This is a genomic window from Micromonospora sp. NPDC005205, from assembly GCF_040608275.1.
GTDB lineage: Bacteria > Actinomycetota > Actinomycetes > Mycobacteriales > Micromonosporaceae > Micromonospora.
In genome coordinates this window covers 178,139-196,872 of the sequence record NZ_JBEXHV010000001.1, presented here as the reverse complement: position 1 = coordinate 196,872, position 18,734 = coordinate 178,139, and the positions used below count along the sequence as shown (strand labels likewise).

General features: G+C 70.7%; 13 protein-coding genes and 1 pseudogene. 4 read left to right on the top strand and 10 right to left on the bottom strand.

Annotation, left to right across the window (positions count from 1 at the left end):
• Window positions 1–100 precede the first annotated feature (100 nt).
• Window positions 101–691, top strand: a pseudogene (locus tag ABZU43_RS00930) (hypothetical protein); the annotation flags it as partial.
• A gap of 758 nt (window positions 692–1,449) precedes the next feature.
• Here ABZU43_RS00930 and ABZU43_RS00925 read toward each other — a convergent pair.
• The gene (locus ABZU43_RS00925; protein ID WP_355004549.1) at window positions 1,450–2,451 is read right to left on the bottom strand and encodes a D-alanine--D-alanine ligase; all 1,002 of its coding nucleotides are present in this window, start codon (window positions 2,449–2,451) and stop codon (window positions 1,450–1,452) included.
• 7 nt (window positions 2,452–2,458) lie between these two features.
• On the bottom strand, window positions 2,459–3,772 hold the full coding sequence (locus ABZU43_RS00920) for a PLP-dependent aminotransferase family protein (protein ID WP_355004548.1): 1,314 nt from the start codon (window positions 3,770–3,772) through the stop codon (window positions 2,459–2,461).
• A gap of 295 nt (window positions 3,773–4,067) precedes the next feature.
• Between ABZU43_RS00920 and ABZU43_RS00915 the strand changes: the two genes are divergently transcribed.
• Window positions 4,068–4,733: a GNAT family N-acetyltransferase gene (locus tag ABZU43_RS00915; protein ID WP_355004547.1), complete on the top strand. Its 666-nt coding sequence runs from the start codon at window positions 4,068–4,070 to the stop codon at window positions 4,731–4,733.
• Window positions 4,734–4,744: 11 nt separating this feature from the next.
• On the opposite strand, the gene ABZU43_RS00910 is transcribed toward ABZU43_RS00915, so the two are convergent.
• The 7 genes from ABZU43_RS00910 to murJ all read right to left on the bottom strand — a co-directional run bounded on the left by ABZU43_RS00910 (window position 4,745) and on the right by murJ (window position 13,104).
• Window positions 4,745–5,908: an N-acetylmuramoyl-L-alanine amidase gene (locus tag ABZU43_RS00910; RefSeq protein WP_355004546.1), complete on the bottom strand. Its 1,164-nt coding sequence runs from the start codon at window positions 5,906–5,908 to the stop codon at window positions 4,745–4,747.
• Between the two features lie 171 nt (window positions 5,909–6,079).
• Entirely contained in the window at window positions 6,080–6,403 is a 324-nt protein-coding gene (gene trxA / locus ABZU43_RS00905) for a thioredoxin (protein WP_030331849.1), read from the bottom strand.
• Between the two features lie 31 nt (window positions 6,404–6,434).
• On the bottom strand, window positions 6,435–7,385 hold the full coding sequence (gene trxB / locus ABZU43_RS00900; RefSeq protein WP_091396582.1) for a thioredoxin-disulfide reductase: 951 nt from the start codon (window positions 7,383–7,385) through the stop codon (window positions 6,435–6,437).
• A 183-nt stretch (window positions 7,386–7,568) separates the two neighbouring features.
• On the bottom strand, window positions 7,569–8,543 hold the full coding sequence (locus ABZU43_RS00895; protein WP_355004545.1) for a hypothetical protein: 975 nt from the start codon (window positions 8,541–8,543) through the stop codon (window positions 7,569–7,571).
• Entirely contained in the window at window positions 8,540–9,256 is a 717-nt protein-coding gene (gene sigM / locus ABZU43_RS00890; protein WP_355004544.1) for an RNA polymerase sigma factor SigM, read from the bottom strand. Before sigM ends, ABZU43_RS00895 begins: the two co-directional genes overlap by 4 nt.
• Before the next feature lie 43 nt (window positions 9,257–9,299).
• Window positions 9,300–10,907: a protein kinase family protein gene (locus tag ABZU43_RS00885; protein WP_355004543.1), complete on the bottom strand. Its 1,608-nt coding sequence runs from the start codon at window positions 10,905–10,907 to the stop codon at window positions 9,300–9,302.
• A gap of 445 nt (window positions 10,908–11,352) precedes the next feature.
• Window positions 11,353–13,104 carry a murein biosynthesis integral membrane protein MurJ gene (gene murJ, locus ABZU43_RS00880; RefSeq protein WP_355004542.1) on the bottom strand — a complete coding sequence of 584 codons (1,752 nt, stop codon included), beginning with the start codon at window positions 13,102–13,104 and terminating at the stop codon, window positions 11,353–11,355.
• A 126-nt stretch (window positions 13,105–13,230) separates the two neighbouring features.
• Between murJ and ABZU43_RS00875 the strand changes: the two genes are divergently transcribed.
• Together ABZU43_RS00875 and ABZU43_RS00870 are read left to right on the top strand one after the other, a co-directional pair.
• Window positions 13,231–14,691, top strand: coding sequence for a CCA tRNA nucleotidyltransferase (locus ABZU43_RS00875; RefSeq protein ID WP_355004541.1), 1,461 nt, complete (start codon window positions 13,231–13,233; stop codon window positions 14,689–14,691).
• Between the two features lie 302 nt (window positions 14,692–14,993).
• A complete protein-coding gene (locus ABZU43_RS00870; RefSeq protein ID WP_355004540.1) occupies window positions 14,994–17,072 on the top strand; it encodes a S8 family serine peptidase in 2,079 nt (692 codons plus the stop codon).
• Window positions 17,073–17,199: 127 nt separating this feature from the next.
• On the opposite strand, the gene ABZU43_RS00865 is transcribed toward ABZU43_RS00870, so the two are convergent.
• Window positions 17,200–18,723 carry an SPFH domain-containing protein gene (locus tag ABZU43_RS00865; protein WP_355004539.1) on the bottom strand — a complete coding sequence of 508 codons (1,524 nt, stop codon included), beginning with the start codon at window positions 18,721–18,723 and terminating at the stop codon, window positions 17,200–17,202.
• Between the last annotated feature and the right edge of the window lie 11 nt (window positions 18,724–18,734).

The following is an 18,734-nucleotide window of genomic DNA, read 5'->3' as shown; positions in this document are numbered from 1 at the left end:
CGAGCACGAGCAGCCGGCCGGCGGCGGGCACCGATCCGGTGGCCCGGGACCGCTCGATCAGGTAGGGACAGCGGTGCCAGACTCGGTTAGGGTCAGCGTCGTGCACGACAACCCTCCCTCAGTCCCGGACTTCACCCAGTGGCCGTCATTTCCCTTCGAGGGTGACCTCCACGTGAAGCAACTCGATGATCCGGTCCCGGTCGAACCGCCCCGGAAGGGCGAGGGTCTCCGGGAATGCACTGCCTGCAACGCACCCGACGACGCCTACATCTGGGTGGGCGAGCGGTGGCGGGTCCGCGCGATGGACCGGCCCACCGGTCTGCCCATGGTGCTCATCCTGGAATCGCGCACCCACCTCGACCTCGGCGACCTGCCGAACCTGCTGGCTGCCGAGCTGGGGGTGATGACGGTACGTCTGGAGCGGGCCATCCGGTCGCTCGACGGCGTGGCACGGGTCCACGTCAACCGCTGGGGCGACGGCTCCGCTCATCTGCACATGTGGTTCCTCGCTCGCCCGTACGGCCGCCTCCAGTTGCGGGGCACGTTCCTGTCCCTGTGGGACTCGATCCTGCCGCCGATCTCCGAAGCGCAGTGGCGGGAGAATCTGGCGCTCGTCGCGGCCTGGCTCGCCGAGTTCGGTGGCCGCCCGCTCGCCGAGCCGCCCCGCATCCAGTGGCAGGCGCCGTCCAGTCTGCTGGCCCAGTCCGCCGCCGCGGACGCCGCTGCCGCAGCGGAGGCTGCCTCAGCGGCAGCAGCCGGGACGGAGGCCGTCTCGGTCATCGAGGCGGCAGAGGAGATCCCGGAACCGCCCCTCGACTCCACTCCTGATCCGACCGACGCCGACAGCGGCCCCCGGGCCGAACCGGTAGCGGACCCCGGCGCCGGTGCCGGCTCGACGACGACCACCGTCACCGACCGCGCGGCTGAGCCCGCCCAGTCGGGCACTGTCAACCGTCCGGCGGCTGAACCCGCTCGGACGGCATCCGCCACCGACCTGCCCGGCGTCCCGGCCGCCGGCACCCGGGAGTCCACCACCGCGGCATCCGGCAGCGCGGCATCCGGCAGCGCCGCCACGACGGCCACCGACGGACTCCGTCCCGGCCTGGCGGAGCAGCCCACCGCCAGACCTCACGGCGTCGGCTCGGCGGAGAAGCCCACCGGAGGGCCCCACGTCGGCCCGGCGAGCGGAAGCGACGAGGCTGGATCCGCCAACCCGGCAGCGTCCGACCCGGCGAACGGAGAAGCCTCCGGAGAGGCCGTCAGCAGGAACGCCCCCGAGAGGGGCACTGGCACTCCGGGCGAGGCCGCGCGCACCGACGGCAGCGGCACTCCCGACGTACGCGCGACTCACTGATCTGGAACCGACCATGAGGTTGACCCGGCAGGACAAGGCCAACCTCATGGTCGGCCCGCGGGTGGTCCGCTCCGCCGAACGGGTTGGCGGGTAGGTCAGTGCCTGGTGAGGCGGGCGGCTGCTCGGGCGACGAGGGTGCCGAGGAGTCGGCCGAAGTCCAGCCCGGCCGCCTGCACGGCGAGCGGAAGCAGCGACGTCTCCGTCATCCCCGGGGAGACGTTGACCTCCAGCACGTGCGGCTGGCCGTCCGCGTCCACGATCACGTCGACGCGGGAGAGGTCCCGTAGACCGAGCGCGGTGTGCGCGGCGAGGGCCACGTCAGCGACAGTCGCAGCCACCTCCGGGTCCAGCCGGGCGGGGGCGTGCCAGGTGGTCCGCCCCGCGGTGTAGCGGGCGGCGTAGTCGTACACGCCGTTACGCGGCACGATCTCCACCGGGGGCAGCGCCTGCGGGCCGTCGCCCAGGTCGACGACGGAGACTGCCACATCCATCCCTGGCACGTACCGCTCCACGAGCGCGGTGGAGTAGTACGCGAAGCAGCCGACCATCGCGGCGGGCAGTGCGGCGGCGTCCCGGACCACCGCCCCGCCCAGCCCGGACCCGCCCTGCGCAGGCTTCACCATCAGGGGTACGCCCAGACGGTCGACGATCCGGTCCAGGACGGCGACCGCGCCGAGCTCGGAGAAACGATCGTGCGGGAGCGCCACCCAGTCGGGGGTGGGGATGCCGGCCTCGCGGAGCACCGCCTTGGCCGAGGGCTTGTCCCAGGCGACCCGGGAGGCCCGAGCGTCGCAGCCGACGTACGGGACGTCGCACAGATCCAGCACCCCGCGCAGTGAGCCGTCCTCGCCGGTCGCGCCGTGCAGTGCGATCACCACCGCGTCCGGCGGGTCGGCTGCGAGCGCCGGCAGCAGCGCCACGTCCGCGTCCCGCAGCTCGGCCTCCACCCCGACGGCGCGCAGCGCGTCGAGCACCCGGCGACCGGAGCGCAGCGACACGTCCCGTTCGTAGGAGAGCCCACCGGCGAGCACCACGACGCGCAGGTCGGCCGAGATGGCGGAATCGGTCACGAGGAGGCGCTCGGCGGTCGTAGCCATGCCGGCATCATGCCAAGTCGGGCCCGGGCACGTCGGAGCCCGCCCGGCCGCGTCGGCCGGCGGCGCCACCCACGGCACCGAAGACCCGGCGCATCGCGATTTCCTGCTCCATCACCCCGGCCAGCCGGCGGACGCCCTCACGGATCCGCTCCGGCGGCGGGAAGCTGAAGTTGAGCCGCATGGCGTCGGTGCCGGTGCCGTCGGCGTAGAAGCCGGTGCCGGGAACGTAGGCGACCCGGGCGGCGACCGCTCGCGGCATCATGGCCTTCGAGTCGAGCCCGTCGGGCAGGCTGGCCCAGACGAAGAGACCGCCGGCGGGGGTGGTCCAGCTGGTGCCCTCGGGCATCAGGTCGGCCATCGCGTCGAGCAGGGCGTCGCGGCGTTCCCGGTAGACCTCGCGGTAGACCTTGAGCTGCTGCCGCCAGGGCATCGTGCTCAGGTAGGTGGCCACCGCGGCCTGGGCGAAACCGCTGGGGCAGAGGATCTGCGCCTCGCTGGCGATGACAAGTTTGTCGCGCACCGCGTGCGGCGCCAGGATCCAGCCGACCCGCAGCCCGGGGGCGAAGGTCTTGGAGAAGGTGCTGAGGTAGAAGACGCCGTCGCGGCGGCGGGCCCGCAGGGGGGCCGGGGCCTCACCCTCGAACCCCAGCTGGCCGTACGGGTCGTCCTCGACGACGAGCAGGCCGGCGCGCTCGCAGATGTCGAGCACCCGTTCCCGGCGCTCCTCGCTGAGCGTCACGCCGGTCGGGTTCTGGTAGGTGGGGATCGTGTAGAGGAACTTGACCCGCCGGCCCGCGCGGGCCAGGTCGGCGATGGCCGTCTCCAGCGCCTCCGGGATCAGCCCGTCCGCATCCATCGGTACGTGGACGACCTGCGCCTGGGCGGCCTGAAACACGCCGAGCGCACCGACGTACGTAGGCCCCTCGGCGAGCACCACGTCACCCGGGTCGAGGAAGAGCCGGGCCACCAGGTCCAGTGCCTGCTGCCCGCCCACGGTGACGACGACGTCCTCCGGGGAGGCCCCACACGCGGCGTCGATCCCGGAGAGCGACATCACCTCGCAGATCCGCTCGCGGAGTTCGAGGGTGCCCTGACCGATGCCGTACTGAAGGGTGCTCACGCCGTGCTCGGAACCGAGCCGGCCGAGCATCTCGCCGACCGCGTCCAGCGGGAGGGCCGCGATGTACGGTGCGCCACCGGCGAGCGAGACGACCTCCGGACGACTGGCCACCGCGAACAGTGCTCGGATCTCGGAGGCGGTCATCCCGCGTACCCGCCGGGCGTACCGGTCGGTGTAGTCGTCGAGTGTCGTGCCGGTCATGACCTCACCTCGATCGCTGCTCGAGTGGCTCCCGCCCCGGGTACCCCGCACACCGCTGACCATGGCGGCGGACACACCGATTGTCGATCCTAGTCCGCCTGAACCGTACTGCCGCCGTACCGCAGCAGATCGACCACATCGCGGACCGTCCTCGGCGTCCCCCGTCGCGGTGGGCATTCGCGCGTCCCCTCCCGTATCGTCGATCGGCGGCGTACGATCGCTCGTCGGGGGCAGGAAGGCGGCGCTGTCGTTCCATGCCGGTCTCACCACCGAGCCTATTGTGGGGATGCGCCATATGTCGCGACGTCTGGTCAGCCTGACCCTCGACACGTTGGAAGACCTCCCGCGCCCCTGCCGACAGTGCGTCTACTGGGAGCTCGATCCGGTCTCCGCGGAGCGCGCCTGCGCCGCTGGCGATCCGGGCCTGGAGAAGGAGGCGTGGGTCTCCCAGACGCTGCTGGAGTGGGGCTCCTGCGGCAAGCTCGCGTACGTCGACGGCATGCCGGCCGGCTTCGTGATGTACGCCCCGCCCGCCTACGTGCCCCGTTCGATGGCGTTCCCGACCTCACCGGTCTCCGCGGACGCGGCACTGTTGATGACCGCCAACGTGGTCGCCGCGTTCTCGGGCGGCGGGTTGGGCCGGATGCTGGTGCAGGGTGTCGCCCGGGATCTCACCAAGCGTGGAATCAAGGCGATCGAGGCTTTCGGCGACGCCAAGTTCGGCGACGCGGACGACCCGGCCGGCGGTTGCGTGGCCCCCGTCGACTTCTTCCTCTCTGTGGGCTTCAAGACCGTACGTCCGCATCCGCGCTTCCCCCGGTTGCGTCTTGAGCTGCGTACGGCGCTGAGCTGGAAGTCAGACGTCGAGTACGCGCTGGAGAAATTGCTCGGGTCGATGAGCCCGGAGACGCTGCTCCGGCCGGTCCGTCCAGCCCCGGCCACCCGCTCCACCAACGGCTGACGTCCGGCTGATCAGTCCAGCACGGTGCCGGCGGTCACCACGGCACGCAGTTCGCTGACGTCGAGCGATCCGGTCGGCACGTCTCGTTCGATCGGGTAGTACATCCGCTGCACAGCGGCCACGATCGCCTCCACCACCCGGTCCCGGAACCGGGGGTCGACGAGGTGGGCGCGGTCCGTCGGAGAGGTGAGATAGCCGACCTCGACCCGGACGGCGGGCATCCGCGTCAGTCGCAGCAACTCCCACGTCTTGGCGTGGGTGCGGCAGTCCCGCAGCCCGGTGCGGGCGACGATCTCCCGCTGCACGAGCCCGGCCAGGCGCTCACCCGTCGCCGAGGTCACCCCGTTGTCGGTGCCGTAGTGGTAGGTCGCCACGCCCTCCGCATCCGGGTTGGCGTGCCCGTCCAGGTGCAGCGAGATGAACACGTCGGCGCCGAGCGAGTTGGCGAGCAGGGCCCGGTCGGCGTCCGGCAGGCAGCTGTCGGGCGACGGGCCCCGGGTGAGCTGCACCCGCACTCCGGAGGCGGCGAGGCGTCCCTCCAGTCGGCTGGCCAGGTCGTGCACCAGGTCCGCCTCGGTCCAGCGCAGTGAGCCGTCGGGCACCACCATCCCGGGGTCGGTGCCCCCGTGCCCCGGGTCGATGACGACAGTCTTGCCGACCAGCGCCGGCCCGGACTGGCGGATCGCGTCGGATTCGCGGAGCCACTGCGGGCGGCCACCGACCACCTTGCGGCCGATCCGGCGAAGCGCGTTCATCGTGTGCGGGCCGCAGGAGCCGTCGGGGGTGAGCCCGACCTCACGCTGGAACTGGGCCAGCGCCCGCGACGTCCGGACACCGTAGATGGCGTCCGCGCGGCCCGTGTCGTACCCCATCTCCAGCAGTCGCTCCTGGAGCGACCGGACGTCCTCGCCGGTGAGCGGTTCGGGAACCGCGTGGTAGAGGGTGCGGGCGCCGAGCCGCCAACGGGCGGCATCCAGGGCGCGCCAGGTTTCCGCGCCGACCCGGCCGTCCACGCTGAGCCCCCGCGACTGCTGGAACGCGCGGACCGCCCGCTCGGTGTCGAGGTCGAACTCGTCGGTGTGCGGGTCGGCGGCGGCCAGCAGGTCGAGGCCGGTCAGGATGGTACGGATCTCCGTGACCGCGGGTCCCCGGTCACCGGGTCGGATCGGACGCACGCACGACCCCCTCTGCACGACACTCGCTGGCCGGGCGGCCCAGGCTTGAGGCTATGCGCTCCGGGGGCGGCGAGGTGGCTGGGCCGGGAAATACGTCGACGGTACGGCCGGGAAGGCACCGAACCCCGCACCCGACCAGCGGGTACGGGGTTCGGTTGATGTTTCTGCTGCTCAGAGGGCCGATTCGATGAGCCGGACCAGCTCGCCCTTCGGCTTGGCGCCAGCGATCGACTGCACCGGCTGACCGTTCTTGAAGACGGTGAGGGTCGGCACCGACATCACCCGGTAGGCCCGGGCGGTCTCCGGGTTCTCGTCGATGTTGAGCTTGACGATGGTGACCTGGTCACCCATCTCCCGGGCGATCTCCTCGAGCAGTGGCGACACCTTGCGGCACGGCCCGCACCACTCCGCCCAGAAGTCCACAAGCACCGGCTTGTCGGCCTGCAGCACGTCAGCGACGAAGCTCTTGTCGGTGACCGCCTTGGTTGTTCCCACTATGCCCCTCCTCCGGGATGTGTTCCTTGTTTCAGCTGAGCGTCGCGATGAACCGCTCGGCGTCGAGCGCTGCGGCACAACCGGTGCCGGCTGCGGTGATCGCCTGACGGTAGGTGTGGTCGACCACGTCGCCGGCGGCGAAGACACCTGGCACGTTGGTACGGGTGCTCGGGGCGTGGACCTTCACGTAGCCCTCGTCGTCCAGCTCGACCTGGCCCTGGAACAGCTCGCTGCGAGGGTCGTGACCGATGGCGACGAAGACACCGGTCACGTCCATCACCTTGGTCTCGCCGGTGTGCACGTTACGGACGCGTACGCCGGTGACCTTGCCGTCCTCGCCGAGGATCTCCTCGACGGTGCTGTTCCACTCGACCTTGATCTTTTCGTTGCTCAGCGCCCGGTCGGCCATGATCTTGCTGGCCCGGAACGAGTCGCGGCGGTGGATGATGGTCACCGACTCCGCGAAGCGGGTGAGGAAGGTGGCCTCCTCCATCGCCGAGTCGCCGCCGCCAACAACCACGATCTGCTGGTTGCGGAAGAAGAAGCCGTCACAGGTGGCACACGCGGAGACGCCGTGGCCCAGGAATTCCTGCTCACCGGGCACGCCCAGCGGACGCCAGGCCGAACCGGTGGAGAGAATGATGGATCGCGCCCGGTAGGCGGTCTCGCCAACCCAGACGGTGCTCACCGCGCCGGAGCCGGCGTCGCCGGTGTCCACCAGCTCGACCCGGGTCACGTCGTCGGTGAGGAACTCGGCACCGAACCGCTCGGCCTGCTTGCGCATGTTGTCCATCAGCTCGGGGCCGAGGATGCCGTCGGCGAAGCCGGGGAAGTTCTCCACCTCGGTCGTGGTCATCAGCGCGCCACCGGACTGCACGCCCTCAATGATCAGCGGCTTCAGGTTGGCACGTGCGGCGTAGACCGCCGCTGTGTAGCCGGCCGGCCCGGAGCCGATGATGATCAGGTTGCGGACCTCGTCCACTGCCGTCTCCCGAGTTGTGTGTGTTCGGCGTCGGCGCGAGCACCGATGCTGATCCGAGTCGCCGACGCCTGGGTGGGGCCGGCAGCTGACTTCCAGAACGTCATCGTACGAACCGGGGATTCCCGAGCCGGGCATCCGGTGGGTCAGGTCACGTGGGGGGTCATCGTGCCATTGACCGTGGATTCACCCTACCCGCGCCGAATACCGGCTGTCCGAGCCGGACCCGGGCACGCCGCACTCCGGGCCGCTGACCCAGGCCCACCGGGCCCCGTTCGCGTCGGTGAAGTGGATGACCAGTGCCTGGTCGCCCTGGAACCGCGCGTAGTCGATCACCTCGACCACCAGAGGGGCCGATCCGTGTTCCGCCGCGACGCTGGTCAGGCAGCTGGTCAGCGCGGCCTCGTCGGTGAGCCGGGCGAGCTGGTCCGACCCGTCGGGAGACGGAAGGCGTCCGCCCTCGGCATCCACGTGCGGCTGCCCGCCCGGGGTGTTGCCGGTCGCCCGGCTGGCAGCCGGAGCATCCGGGCCGCGGGCGTCCCCGAGGGTCTGCGGGGTGTAGTTCGTACCACTGCGCAGTGCTGGGCCGGTGGTGCGGGCCGTCCCGGCCCCCGCGACGCCCTCCGGCGCGCTGGCCGGCTGGTTCATGGCGGTGCCGCCGGAGTCGTCCGACGCCCGCATCGAGAGCTGGTTGAGGCCCAGCGCGACGGCGACGACGGCGATCGCGGCGGCGGCCACGGGTGCGCCACGGCGGGCCCAGCCACGCCGTCGGCGGCCCGGACCGGTGGACGCCCAGCGCCCGGCGGGCGTTGGAGCGGGCGGTCGGCGACCGACTCCACCCTGCGCCGGTACGACCGACGGCGTGGTCGCATCGCCGGTCTGCCCGGTCGAGGCGTCGCTCGTCGGTTCCGCGGCGGCCAGCGCGGCCAGGAGGCGGTCGGTGATCTCCGAGGGCATCTCCGGGGACGGCTCGGCCCAGCGGCTCAGATCCGCCCGCACCTCGGCCACGGCGGGGGCCAACAGCGCGTACGCCTCGGCCCAGGACGGGTCGGTGGAGACCAGCAGGGCGACCTCGTCCTGCTGCGGGGTGCCGTCCAACGCCCCGCCGAGGTAGTCAGCGAGAAGGTCGACGTCGACCTCCCGGAACCCCTCGGTCGTCACGTGTCCTCCTGGTTGGCGTCCCGCCGGTATCGACCTGACCCCGATCCGACGCCCTGCACCGGGCCTGGGTTCCCCGGCGTGACGCCGGGCACGCCGGTGCTCGGGGCGGCGGGGTCCGGCCGGTGCGAAGGCGTCGCCACGACGGCGGGGCGGAGATGCCCGAGCAGCACGGCCAGCCGGGCCCGGCCCCGGGCACACCGGCTCTTCACCGTCCCCTCGGCGACGCCGAGGATGCGTGCCACCTCGGCGACCGGATAACCCTGGACATCGACGAGCACCAACGCGGCGCGTTGCTCAAGGGGCAGTGCGGCGAGCGCCTCGCGGACCACGAGCGCGGTGTCGTGGTCCGCTGCCGGCGCCGCCGGTTCGAGCCCGCCGGTGCCCGATCCGCCGTCGGCCCGGTTGCCGTCCGGCAGTGGCACTGTGGGGTGCGCCTGCCGACGTCGGATCCGGTCCAGGCAGGCGTTGACCACGATCCGGTGCAGCCAGGTGGTGACGGCGGAGTCACCACGGAACCGGGCCGCCGCCCGATGCGCCGACAGCAGGGCGTCCTGGAGCGCGTCGGCTGCCTCCTCGCGGTCGCCGAGCGTCCGCAGGGCCACCGCCCACAGCCGGTCCCGGTGCCGGCGGAACAACTCGGCGAAGGCGTCCCGGTCTCCGGCGACGTGCGCGCGCAGCAGCTCCAGGTCACTCGCGGCCGCGCGCCCGTCCATCACCAAGTCCAGTGCGTGCGATGCCCGGATCGTGGCGCCTGGCTCACGACCCTTGGACCGTAATCTCCTGCACCCCCAGCTTGAACCCACCCTCGACCGGAGCCAATTCGGTGATCCAGAACAGCAGGTACTGGTATTTCGTGTCGGCGTCGAAGCCGTTGAACGTCATTGTGGTGCCGTCGTGGTCCTCGAACGGCTGGCCGATGGCGGTCTTGTAGCTCGCGACCAACTGCTTGTCACCGCTGGAGCTGGACGGCCAGGTCGTCGTGCCGGCGAGCAGTTGAGCGGACGCGTTGGTGGCCGACAACACTGCCTGCACCGACTTGACGGTGTGCGGCTCGCCGAGATCGATCCAGACGCCCATGCCCTTCTTCAGGTTGCCGAAGTTGGGCTTGTTGACGTACGTCTCCGTCTCCCAGCCCTTGTCCTCGTCACCGTCGATGACCTTCTCGGCGTCCTTTACCTCGCTGCGGTCCTTGCTCTCCGGGTCGATGATCCGGACGTTCTTCACTGTCAGCTTGCGCGTCGCCGCGGCGGCCGGGGTGGCGTCGCCGGCCGGGGCACTGGAGGTCGGCGCGGCGACCGGGTTGGACTGCGGGTCCTCGTCGTCGCCGCCCAACGCGATGATCCCGATCAGCAGACCGACCAGGGCGACGGCCAGCAGACCAGCGATGCCGACGGCGACCTTGCGACCCCCGGCCGCAGCCAGCGGCGACGGCTCTTCCCCGGTCTCGGCGGCGAACCGCAGCGGCCCGCTGTTGTCGAGGTAGTGCTCATCCTCGGCCGGCACGTCCAGTCGCGCCAGCTCCGCGGCGAGCACGTCGGAGGACGGCGGCGCGATCTCGGCGTCGAGCAGGTCCATGGTCAGGTCGTCCAGGTACGCCGGAACGCCCGCCCGGACCTGGCGCGGTGCGGCGATGGCACCCCCGGCGTCCCGAACAGCGTCCGGGATGGCGGCGCGGCCGTGGCCGGCGGTGGCGCCGTGCAGTGGGGCCTCGGCGTGCGGCCAGGAGCCGGTCAGCGCGAAGTAGAGGACCCCGCCGACCGCCCGGATGTCGTTCTCCTGGCTGTCGGCGCCGTCGGTGCGGGCGTCGGCCAGGACCACCCGACCCTCATCGCTGATCATGACGGTGCCGGGGTGGACGTTGCCGTGCACCATGCCGGTGGCGTGCACCGCGGCGAGCGCGCTCGCGACGGCGTTGCCGATCGCGGTGGCCCGAGCCGGGTCCAGGGGGCCGTCGGTCGCCAGGTCCCGCAGGGACTGCCCGTCGACCCACTCGCGCACCACGTACGCCCGGTCGGCCTCGTCGATCGCGTCGTAGACGCCGACCAGGTTGGGGTGGATGACCCGGCTGGCCGCGACGGCGGCCTGAAGCATCTCGGTGGCGGAGTCGCCACCGGGGTAACGCAGCACGACGGCAACGGGACGGCGCAGGATGACATCGACCCCGCGCCAGACCAGCCGACCCGCGCTGTCGTTGTTGATGTGCTCAACCAGTTCGTACCGCTCGGCGAGGACTTCACCGGCCGTGGGAGCACCGAAGGTCATGACCGGAGGAGCGCTTTCGTCTGCCTCCTGACCCTCGCCGACCTGGGTCACCCGTCCTCCCTCGGTGATCGTGTCGATCGATGAACCCGAACTGCTGGGCATGTGGCTTCCCGCTCTGCCGTTGAAGGAACCGGCCGACCGGTGTCGACGCCCAGCGTCGGCCCCTGCCGTACCCGTCGAGAGCGACCTTACCCGGGTTGCCCGTCTCTCCGACATGTCATCTTCCCGCCGTACCTGGCGGGGTTCTGGCTGTCAGAAAACTCGTCCGGTTACGACCGTTGTCAGCCACGTTGCTGGCACATGTACTAGCTAATCTACGGCTTCACCGCAAGTGACCGACGCCGGGGCTGGGCTGGCGTGGCGCTCGCGTTGCCCCGTACGTTCCCACCGATCGGGTCGCCACCCTCAGCCGTACGGTTGGTTATCCACAGGCCGAAGCGGCGGTTGACCGGCGAATCGCGGAGTTATCCACAGGCGCATCCCCAGCCTGGTGATCCGTAGTCACATTCCGTATGAGTGCCAACTTGTTGTAATCGGATGCGGACTTTCAGCGACCGAGGCGGCGGCGAACCATACCGACCACCTCGGTGATCTCCCCGATCCGCAGGAGCATGGCCAGACCCAGATAGGTCCCGCCGATCACCACGCCGCCGACCACGAGCTGCACAACGGCCTGAATCCAACTCGGCCGGTCGCCGCCGGGCAGAAGACTCACCACGAGGAGGCCGACCAGGGCGGCGCCCAGCGCGGCGACCGCGACTCGGCCGAGCGTGCGCAGGATGGCACCCATTCCGATCCGGCCCACTCGGGGCCGCAACAGCCACGCGGAGGCGAAGGCGGCCGCCAGGTAGGACACAGCGTTGCCGATCATCATCCCGGCCGCGGCGAAGTGGGCGGCGAAGGCCACGTAGAGCACCACCTGAACGCCGATCCGCAGGGCGACCACCGGAATGTTGATCAGCGCCGGGGTGCGGGTGTCCGGCAGGGCGTAGAAGGCGAAGGTGAAGAGCTGGCTGATCGCGAAGGGCACCAACGCCAGTGCCGCCAGGAGCAGCACCAGCGAGGTGTCCGCCGCGTTCTCGTCGGTGAACGCGCCGTAGCGGAACAACGTCACGGCCAGCGGAGTCGCCAGTACCGCGTAGCAGACCGCGATCGGGGCGAGCACCGCCGAGACGGTGCGAGTACCCCGGGACAGATCGGCGGCGACGTCGGAGTACCGGCCGTCGGCGGCGGCCGCGCTCATCCGGGGCATCAGCGCGGTGATGATCGATACGGCGATGATGCCGTGCGCCATCATCAGCAGCAGGAACACGTTGTTGTAGATCAGCGGGCCGGCGGCGTTCTCCTTGCCTGCCCGGTTCAGCAGGTTGAACAGCACGATCAGGCCGACCTGGCTCACCGCGACGTAGCAGAACATCCAGCCGCCGAGACGCCCCAGCTCCCGTAGGCCGAGGGTGCGGAAATCGAACCGGAACTTCCACCGGAAGCCCACCTTGCGCAAGGCCGGCAGCAGCCCGGCGGCCTGAATCGCGACGCCGAGCAGGGTGCCGCCACCGATCAGCAGGATCCGTCCGGGGGTCATCTCCTCCGGCTTGACGATCTCCGCGCCGAAGATCGCGATGTACAACCCGGCGGTGGCGATCACCACGATGTTGTTGAGGATCGGCGCCCACATCGGTGCGGCGAAGTGCCCCCGGGTGTTGAGCACCGCGCTGATCAGCGCACTGAGACCGGTGAAGAAGATCATCGGCAGCATCAGGTACGACAGAGCCTTGACCAGACTCCGGAAGCCTTCCCCGGTGTCGTCACCGGCGTAGAGCTTGGTCAACAGTCCCGCCGACAGCACCGCGAGGAGCGCCGCGCCGGCAAGGGTCAGCACCGCGAGGGTCAGCAACCGCTGGGCGTACGCCTGCCCGCCGTCGGTGTCGACCCTGCGCCGACGGACCAACACCGGGATCAGCACGCTGGTGAGGATGCCGCCGAGTAGGAACTCGTAGACCATCCCCGGGAGGATCTGCGCCGTGGTGTACGCGTCACCCACCAGCGCCCCACCCAGCGCGGCGGTCAACGCCAACGTGCGCAGGAAGCCGGTACCCCGGCTGACCAGGCTGCCGATCGCCATCACCGCGCTGTTGGCCGCCGCGCTGGCCTCGCCCACCTGCTCCTGCGGCGGCGCGGTCGACTCCATGGCCGGCTGGTTCAGCGGCTCGGCGGAGATGAAGGTGGCGCCATCCCCGGGACGGACACCGGGATCGCCGTCATTCGCGGCGTTGGCGCTGCGGTAGAGCCCGCCGCTCATCTCCAGCCTCCCAGGGGTACGTCGAGTCGGACACCGACCCGCACGCCACAGACCATAGTCAACCCCCACCCGTTACCCGCGCCCGGCGGATCGGATCACACCCCGGCCCGATAAGCTGGCGATCCCATGTCCGAAGCCTCCGCTCCTCACGCCGCCGACCGCCGCGAACTCACCGCCGCGCAGCGCAACGCCGTCGCCGAACTGCTCCGGGTGTCCCCGGTCGCCGACGAGTTGGGCCGCCGCTTCGTCCGCGCCGGTCACGAGTTGCACCTGGTGGGCGGTTCGGTACGGGATGCCCTGCTCGGTCGACTCGGGGACGACCTCGACTTCTGCACCGACGCGCACCCCGACGAGACCCTGCGGATCATCAAGGGCTGGGCCGAGTCGATCTGGGAGACCGGTCGGGAGTTCGGCACCATCGGCGCTCAGCGCGACGGCCTCCGACTGGAGATCACCACCTTCCGCGCGGAGTCGTACGACCAGGTCAGCCGCAACCCGGTGGTCGTGTACGGCACCAGCCTCGACGAGGACCTGAAGCGGCGCGACTTCACGATCAACGCGATGGCGGTCAGCCTGCCGGACCACCGGTTCACCGACCCGCACGGTGGGCTGGACGATCTCTCGGCGAAGGTGATCCGTACCCCGAGCACTCCTGGCGAGTCGTTCGGCGATGACCCGCTGCGGATGCTGCGGGCCGCCCGGTTCGCCGCCCAGCTGCGTTTCGCCGTGCACCCGGACGTGCACCGGGCGATGACCGAGATGGCCGCCGACCTGGACCGGATCACCGCCGAGCGGATCCGCGACGAGTTCACCAAGCTGCTCTGCGGCGCGGATCCGATCACCGGCCTGCGGCTGCTGGTCGACACCGGGCTGGCCGAGCGGTTCCTGCCGGAGCTGACCGGGCTGAAACTGGAGATCGACGAGCACGCCCAGCACAAGGACGTCTACGAGCACACGTTGACGGTCGTCGAGAACGCGGTCTCCTTCGAGGAGGAGGGCTGCGACTTCATCCTGCGGATGGCCGCCCTCCTGCACGACGTGGGCAAGCCGGCGACGAAGGCGGTCGGGTCCGACGGCCGGGTCAGCTTCCACCACCACGAGGTGGTCGGCGCCCGGCTGACCAAGGCCCGGATGAAGGCGATGCGTTACCCCAAGGACGTCACCGCGCAGGTGACCGCGCTGGTCGCGCTGCACCTGCGCTTTTACGGGTACGGGCGGGGCGAGTGGACCGACTCGGCGGTGCGCCGCTACGTCGCCGACGCCGGTGACCTGCTGCCCCGACTGCACAAGCTGACCCGCTCCGACTGCACGACCCGCAACCGGCGCAAGGCCGCGCAGCTCGCGGCGGACTACGACGCGCTGGAGGATCGGATCGCGCGGATCGCGGCCGAGGAGGACCTGGCGCGGGTTCGACCCGACCTGGACGGCAACGCGATCATGGAACTGCTCGGCGTACCGCCGGGGCCGGTGGTCGGGCGGGCCTGGAAGCACCTCAAGGAGCAACGCCTCGAGCAGGGTCCGCTGGACCGCGACGCCGCTGAGGCGGAGCTGCTGCGCTGGGCCCGCGCCGAGGGCATCCTCGGCTGACGCGCTCAACGCGATGCTGGTCAGGCAGCGCGCTCTGCGGTGCGGTGGCGGGAACCGTCACTTCAGGACGTCGCCGACGGCGACGCGCAGCTGTCCGGTCGACGACGAAACGCGAGCGGATCGACCGAATGGCTGAGGTGTATCGCTTTGATTGTCGTCCATGATGGCTGGGCGTCCGTCGGCTATCGGTGCATCGACACCGCCGCCGACCCCACCGCCCGTCCGGTCGTCCGGATTGGACGGGCGACGATCAACGGGGAGATCACCTAGTGAAACGCCGTGGCGTAATACGCCGCTCGGCGGTGGCGAGCGTTGCTCTCGCCTCCGCAACCATCATCGTCACCGCTGCGACCGGTGGGGCCGCCATGGCCGAGCCGACCGCTCCGTTGGCCCCGAAGCCCGCGAGCAAGTTGACCGCCCCCAAGGCGGACGGCCGGTTGGCCAAGGCCAAGCCCGCCGAGGTCGTACCGAATCGCTACATCGTGGTCCTCAAGGACAAGAAGACCACGCCTGCCAAGATCAAGGCCGCCGCTTCGGCTCTGGCCAAGGAGAACGGCGGCACCGTCCGCCGGCTGTACAGCAGCGCCGTCAACGGCTACTCCGCCGCCATGAGCGCGAAGCAGGCCGGCCGGCTGGCCGCCGACCCGGATGTCGCATCCGTGGAGCCGGTGGTTCGCGTCCACGCGAGCGGAACGCAGAGTTCGCCTCCCTCCTGGGGCCTGGACCGGATCGATCAGGTTTCGCCCAAGCCGAATGGCAGCTACACCTACCCCAACACCGGTGCCGGGGTGAAGGCGTACATCGTCGACACCGGCATCGACATCAGTCACAGCGATTTCGGTGGCCGTGCCTCCAACGGTTACGACGCGATCGAGCGTGACAATGTGGCGCAGGACTGCCACGGTCACGGCACGCACGTGGCGGGCACCGTCGGCGGCACGAAGTACGGCGTGGCCAAGGACGTGAGCCTGGTCGCCGTCCGGGTCCTCGACTGCGATGGTGCTGGCACCACCGAGGAGGTCGTGGCCGGGATCGACTGGGTGACCGCCAACGCGCAGAAGCCTGCCGTGGTCAACATGAGCCTCGGCGGGCCGGAGAACCCGGACTACCCGGCGATCTCCATGGCGGTCAGCAACTCCATCGCCACCGGTCTCACCTATGCGGTGGCCGCCGGCAACGAAGCGGACGATGCCTGCTCGTACACCCCGGCCGGGGTGTCGGCGGCGATCACTGTCGGAGCCACCGACAGGTTCGACCGTCGGGCCTCGACCGAATACTTCGATTCGAACTACGGTCCGTGTGTCGACGTCTGGGCTCCGGGCGTGGACATCGTCTCGGCCGCAAGCGGAACCACCAACGGGTCGGTGGCCTTCAGCGGGACCTCGATGGCCTCACCGCACGTGGCCGGAGCCGCTGCGCTGCTGCTCCAGTCGAACCCGACGTGGTCCCCGACGCAGGTGCGCAACACGATCGTGACCCGAGGGCTCGCCGGCGCTGTGTTGAACCCGCAGGGCGGGGTGGACCGTCTGCTCAACGTCGCGGCGGCCCTCTCCCCGGCGCGCACCGCGCACGGTCTGCTGGCGCGTTCCAACGGCTATTTCGTCTCGGCTGACGGTGCGGGCAGCAAGCCCCTGGCCTCCGTCGGCCCGGTGCTGGGCGGCTGGGAGAAGCTCGACATCGTCGACGCCGGCAGCGGCCTGGTCGCACTGCGGGCGAACGTCAACGGTAAGTACGTCAGCGCCACCAGTGCCGGCAGCAAGCCGCTGATCGCCGTTGCCTCGACGGTGAGCACCTGGGAGAGGTTCCAGCTGGTTCACCAGACCGACGGCACCGTGAGCCTGAAGGCCACTGTCAACAACAAGTACGTCAGTGCCCCCAGCAACGGTGGTCCGCTGATTGCCAGCGCGACGAACGCCAGCACCTGGGAGAAGTTCGACCTCGAGACGAACCTGATCGTCAGCTTCAAGTCCTCCGCCAGCGGCAAGTTCGTCTCCGCTGACGGTGCCGGCAGCAAGCCGTTGATCCCGGTGGCCACGAAGGTCAGCACCTGGGAGAAGTTCGAGCTGTACGACCTGGACTACTACGGCTACTTCGGCCTGCGTTCGTTGGCCAACAACAAGTTCGTCTCGGCTGACGGTGCGGGCAGCAAGCCTCTGGTCGCTTCGGCCGCCGGAATCAATGCCTGGGAGGCCTTCACCTTCTGGCACCGGGGTGTCGGGACCACGGACGGGTCGGGCTGGATCTACGCGAACGTCGACGGGCAGGCGGTCAGTGCCGGCAGCGCCGGCACCAGCCAGCTGATCCCGAACAAGGACTTCGACTTCTGGAGCGAGGACTTCGGCCTTTCGGCGGGCGAGCGCTTCGTCATGGGCCTCGTCTGAACCAACCACGGAATCACGACCGGCGCCCGCCGGCACCCCTCCCTCGGGAGGCGGTGCCGGCGGGCGCCGGCCGTTGGTGGGTGATCCGTGCCGGCCAGAGCCCTGACTGTCGGCCGGTTGCGCGTGCTCAGCGCGAGACGGTGCTGCCGTCCACAGTGCCGCCCCCGGCGACCGGCGCGGTGGCGTCGGTCCGTCCGGCACCGAGCCGTGCCAGCAGGCCGGGCAGGTCGATCCCGGTGAGATCGCTGCCGAGCTGGAGGCCCTGGGCCACGTTGCCGGCCACCGACCTGGTGAGCGACGACGCGCCGTCGGTGGAGATGACGGTCATCTTGTCGATCGCCCCGATCGGCGCGCTGGCGGCCTCGACGACCTGCGGCAGCACCTTGACCAGCAGGTCCAGCACGGCCGCCTCTCCGTACGCGGCGAACGCCTCGGCCTTGCGCGCCATCGCGTCGGCCTCGGCCTCACCCTTGGCGAGGATGGCCGCAGCCTCGGCCTGGCCCTCCCGCTCCACCGCCTCGGCGATGGCGGAGCGTCGCCGCTGCTCGGCCTCACCCTCCTTGGCACCCTCGATGGCGTTGGCCTCGGCGAGCGCGGCACGCCGGGCCCGCTCGCCCTCACCGGTGAGCCGCGCCTGTTCGGCGGAGGCCTGCGCAGCGGCGATGACCGACTGCCGCTGCGCGTCCGCGTGCAGCACCGCCGCGGCGCGGGACGCCTCGGCTTCCTGCTCTACCTTGTACCGGGCCGCGTCGGCCGGCTTGCGAACCTCGGTGTCGAGTTGGCGCTGCTTGAGTTCGGCGTTGCGCTCGGCCACCTTCTGCTGCTCGGAAAGGATCGCCTGATCCCGCTCGGCCTGGGCGAGCGGTCCGGCCGCTGCGGACTTCGCCTTCGCCGCGTCGATCTCGGCCTGGATGCCGGCCTGCTTGAGGGCCAGGTTCCGGTTCGCCTCGGCGATGGCCTCCTCGGCGAGCAGGCGCTCCTGCTCGGCCTGCTGCCGGGCCCGCGCCTCGGCGATCGCCGCGTCCTTGAGCACCCGGGCGGCCTCAGGCCGACCCAGGTCCTGCAGGTAGGAGCCCTCGGCGAGGATGTCCTGGAGCTGGAAGGTGTCCAACACCAGGCCCTGGTTGGTCATCGAGTGCTCGGCCTCCTCGGCCACGGCGCTGGCGAACGCCGCACGGTCCCGGATGACCTCCTCGACGGTGAGCCGGCCGACGATCGAGCGCAGCGCGCCGGCCAGCACCTCCCGGGTGAAGTTGTCGATTTCGTCCTGCTGGTGCAGGAACCGCTGGGCGGCGGCCCGGATCGCGTCCTCGGTCCCGCCGACCTTGACGATCGCCACGCCGTGCAGGTCGGCGCGGATGCCCTGCTTGCTGACAGCGCCGCGGATGCCGACGTCGATCCGCCGGCTGGACAGGTCGAGCGACTGGAGCTTCTGCACCACCGGTAGCACGAACACCGAGGCGCCCAGCACGACCTTCTGACCGGAGGTGTCGGTGGACCGCCCGCCGTCGGCGGTCTGCGTGGTGCGGCCCTTGCGACCGGTGACGATGAACGCCTCGTTCGGGCCGGCCACCTTGATCCGGGAGAGCACGAAGAACACCAGGATGAGCACGAGGAGGACCGCGCCACCGATGGCGATGAGTAGGGCCATATAAAAGTCCC

What these genes read in the sequence shown, in the direction of transcription:
- ABZU43_RS00925 (WP_355004549.1), bottom strand. Translation starts at nt 2,451, where the DNA reads ATGGCTACGACCGCCGAGCGCCTCCTCGTGACCGATTCCGCCATCTCG.
- ABZU43_RS00920 (WP_355004548.1), bottom strand. Translation starts at nt 3,772, where the DNA reads ATGACCGGCACGACACTCGACGACTACACCGACCGGTACGCCCGGCGG.
- ABZU43_RS00915 (WP_355004547.1), top strand. Translation starts at nt 4,068, where the DNA reads ATGTCGCGACGTCTGGTCAGCCTGACCCTCGACACGTTGGAAGACCTC.
- sigM (WP_355004544.1), bottom strand. Translation starts at nt 9,256, where the DNA reads ATGGACGGGCGCGCGGCCGCGAGTGACCTGGAGCTGCTGCGCGCGCAC.
- ABZU43_RS00885 (WP_355004543.1), bottom strand. Translation starts at nt 10,907, where the DNA reads ATGCCCAGCAGTTCGGGTTCATCGATCGACACGATCACCGAGGGAGGA.
- murJ (WP_355004542.1), bottom strand. Translation starts at nt 13,104, where the DNA reads ATGAGCGGCGGGCTCTACCGCAGCGCCAACGCCGCGAATGACGGCGAT.
- ABZU43_RS00875 (WP_355004541.1), top strand. Translation starts at nt 13,231, where the DNA reads ATGTCCGAAGCCTCCGCTCCTCACGCCGCCGACCGCCGCGAACTCACC.
- ABZU43_RS00865 (WP_355004539.1), bottom strand. Translation starts at nt 18,723, where the DNA reads ATGGCCCTACTCATCGCCATCGGTGGCGCGGTCCTCCTCGTGCTCATC.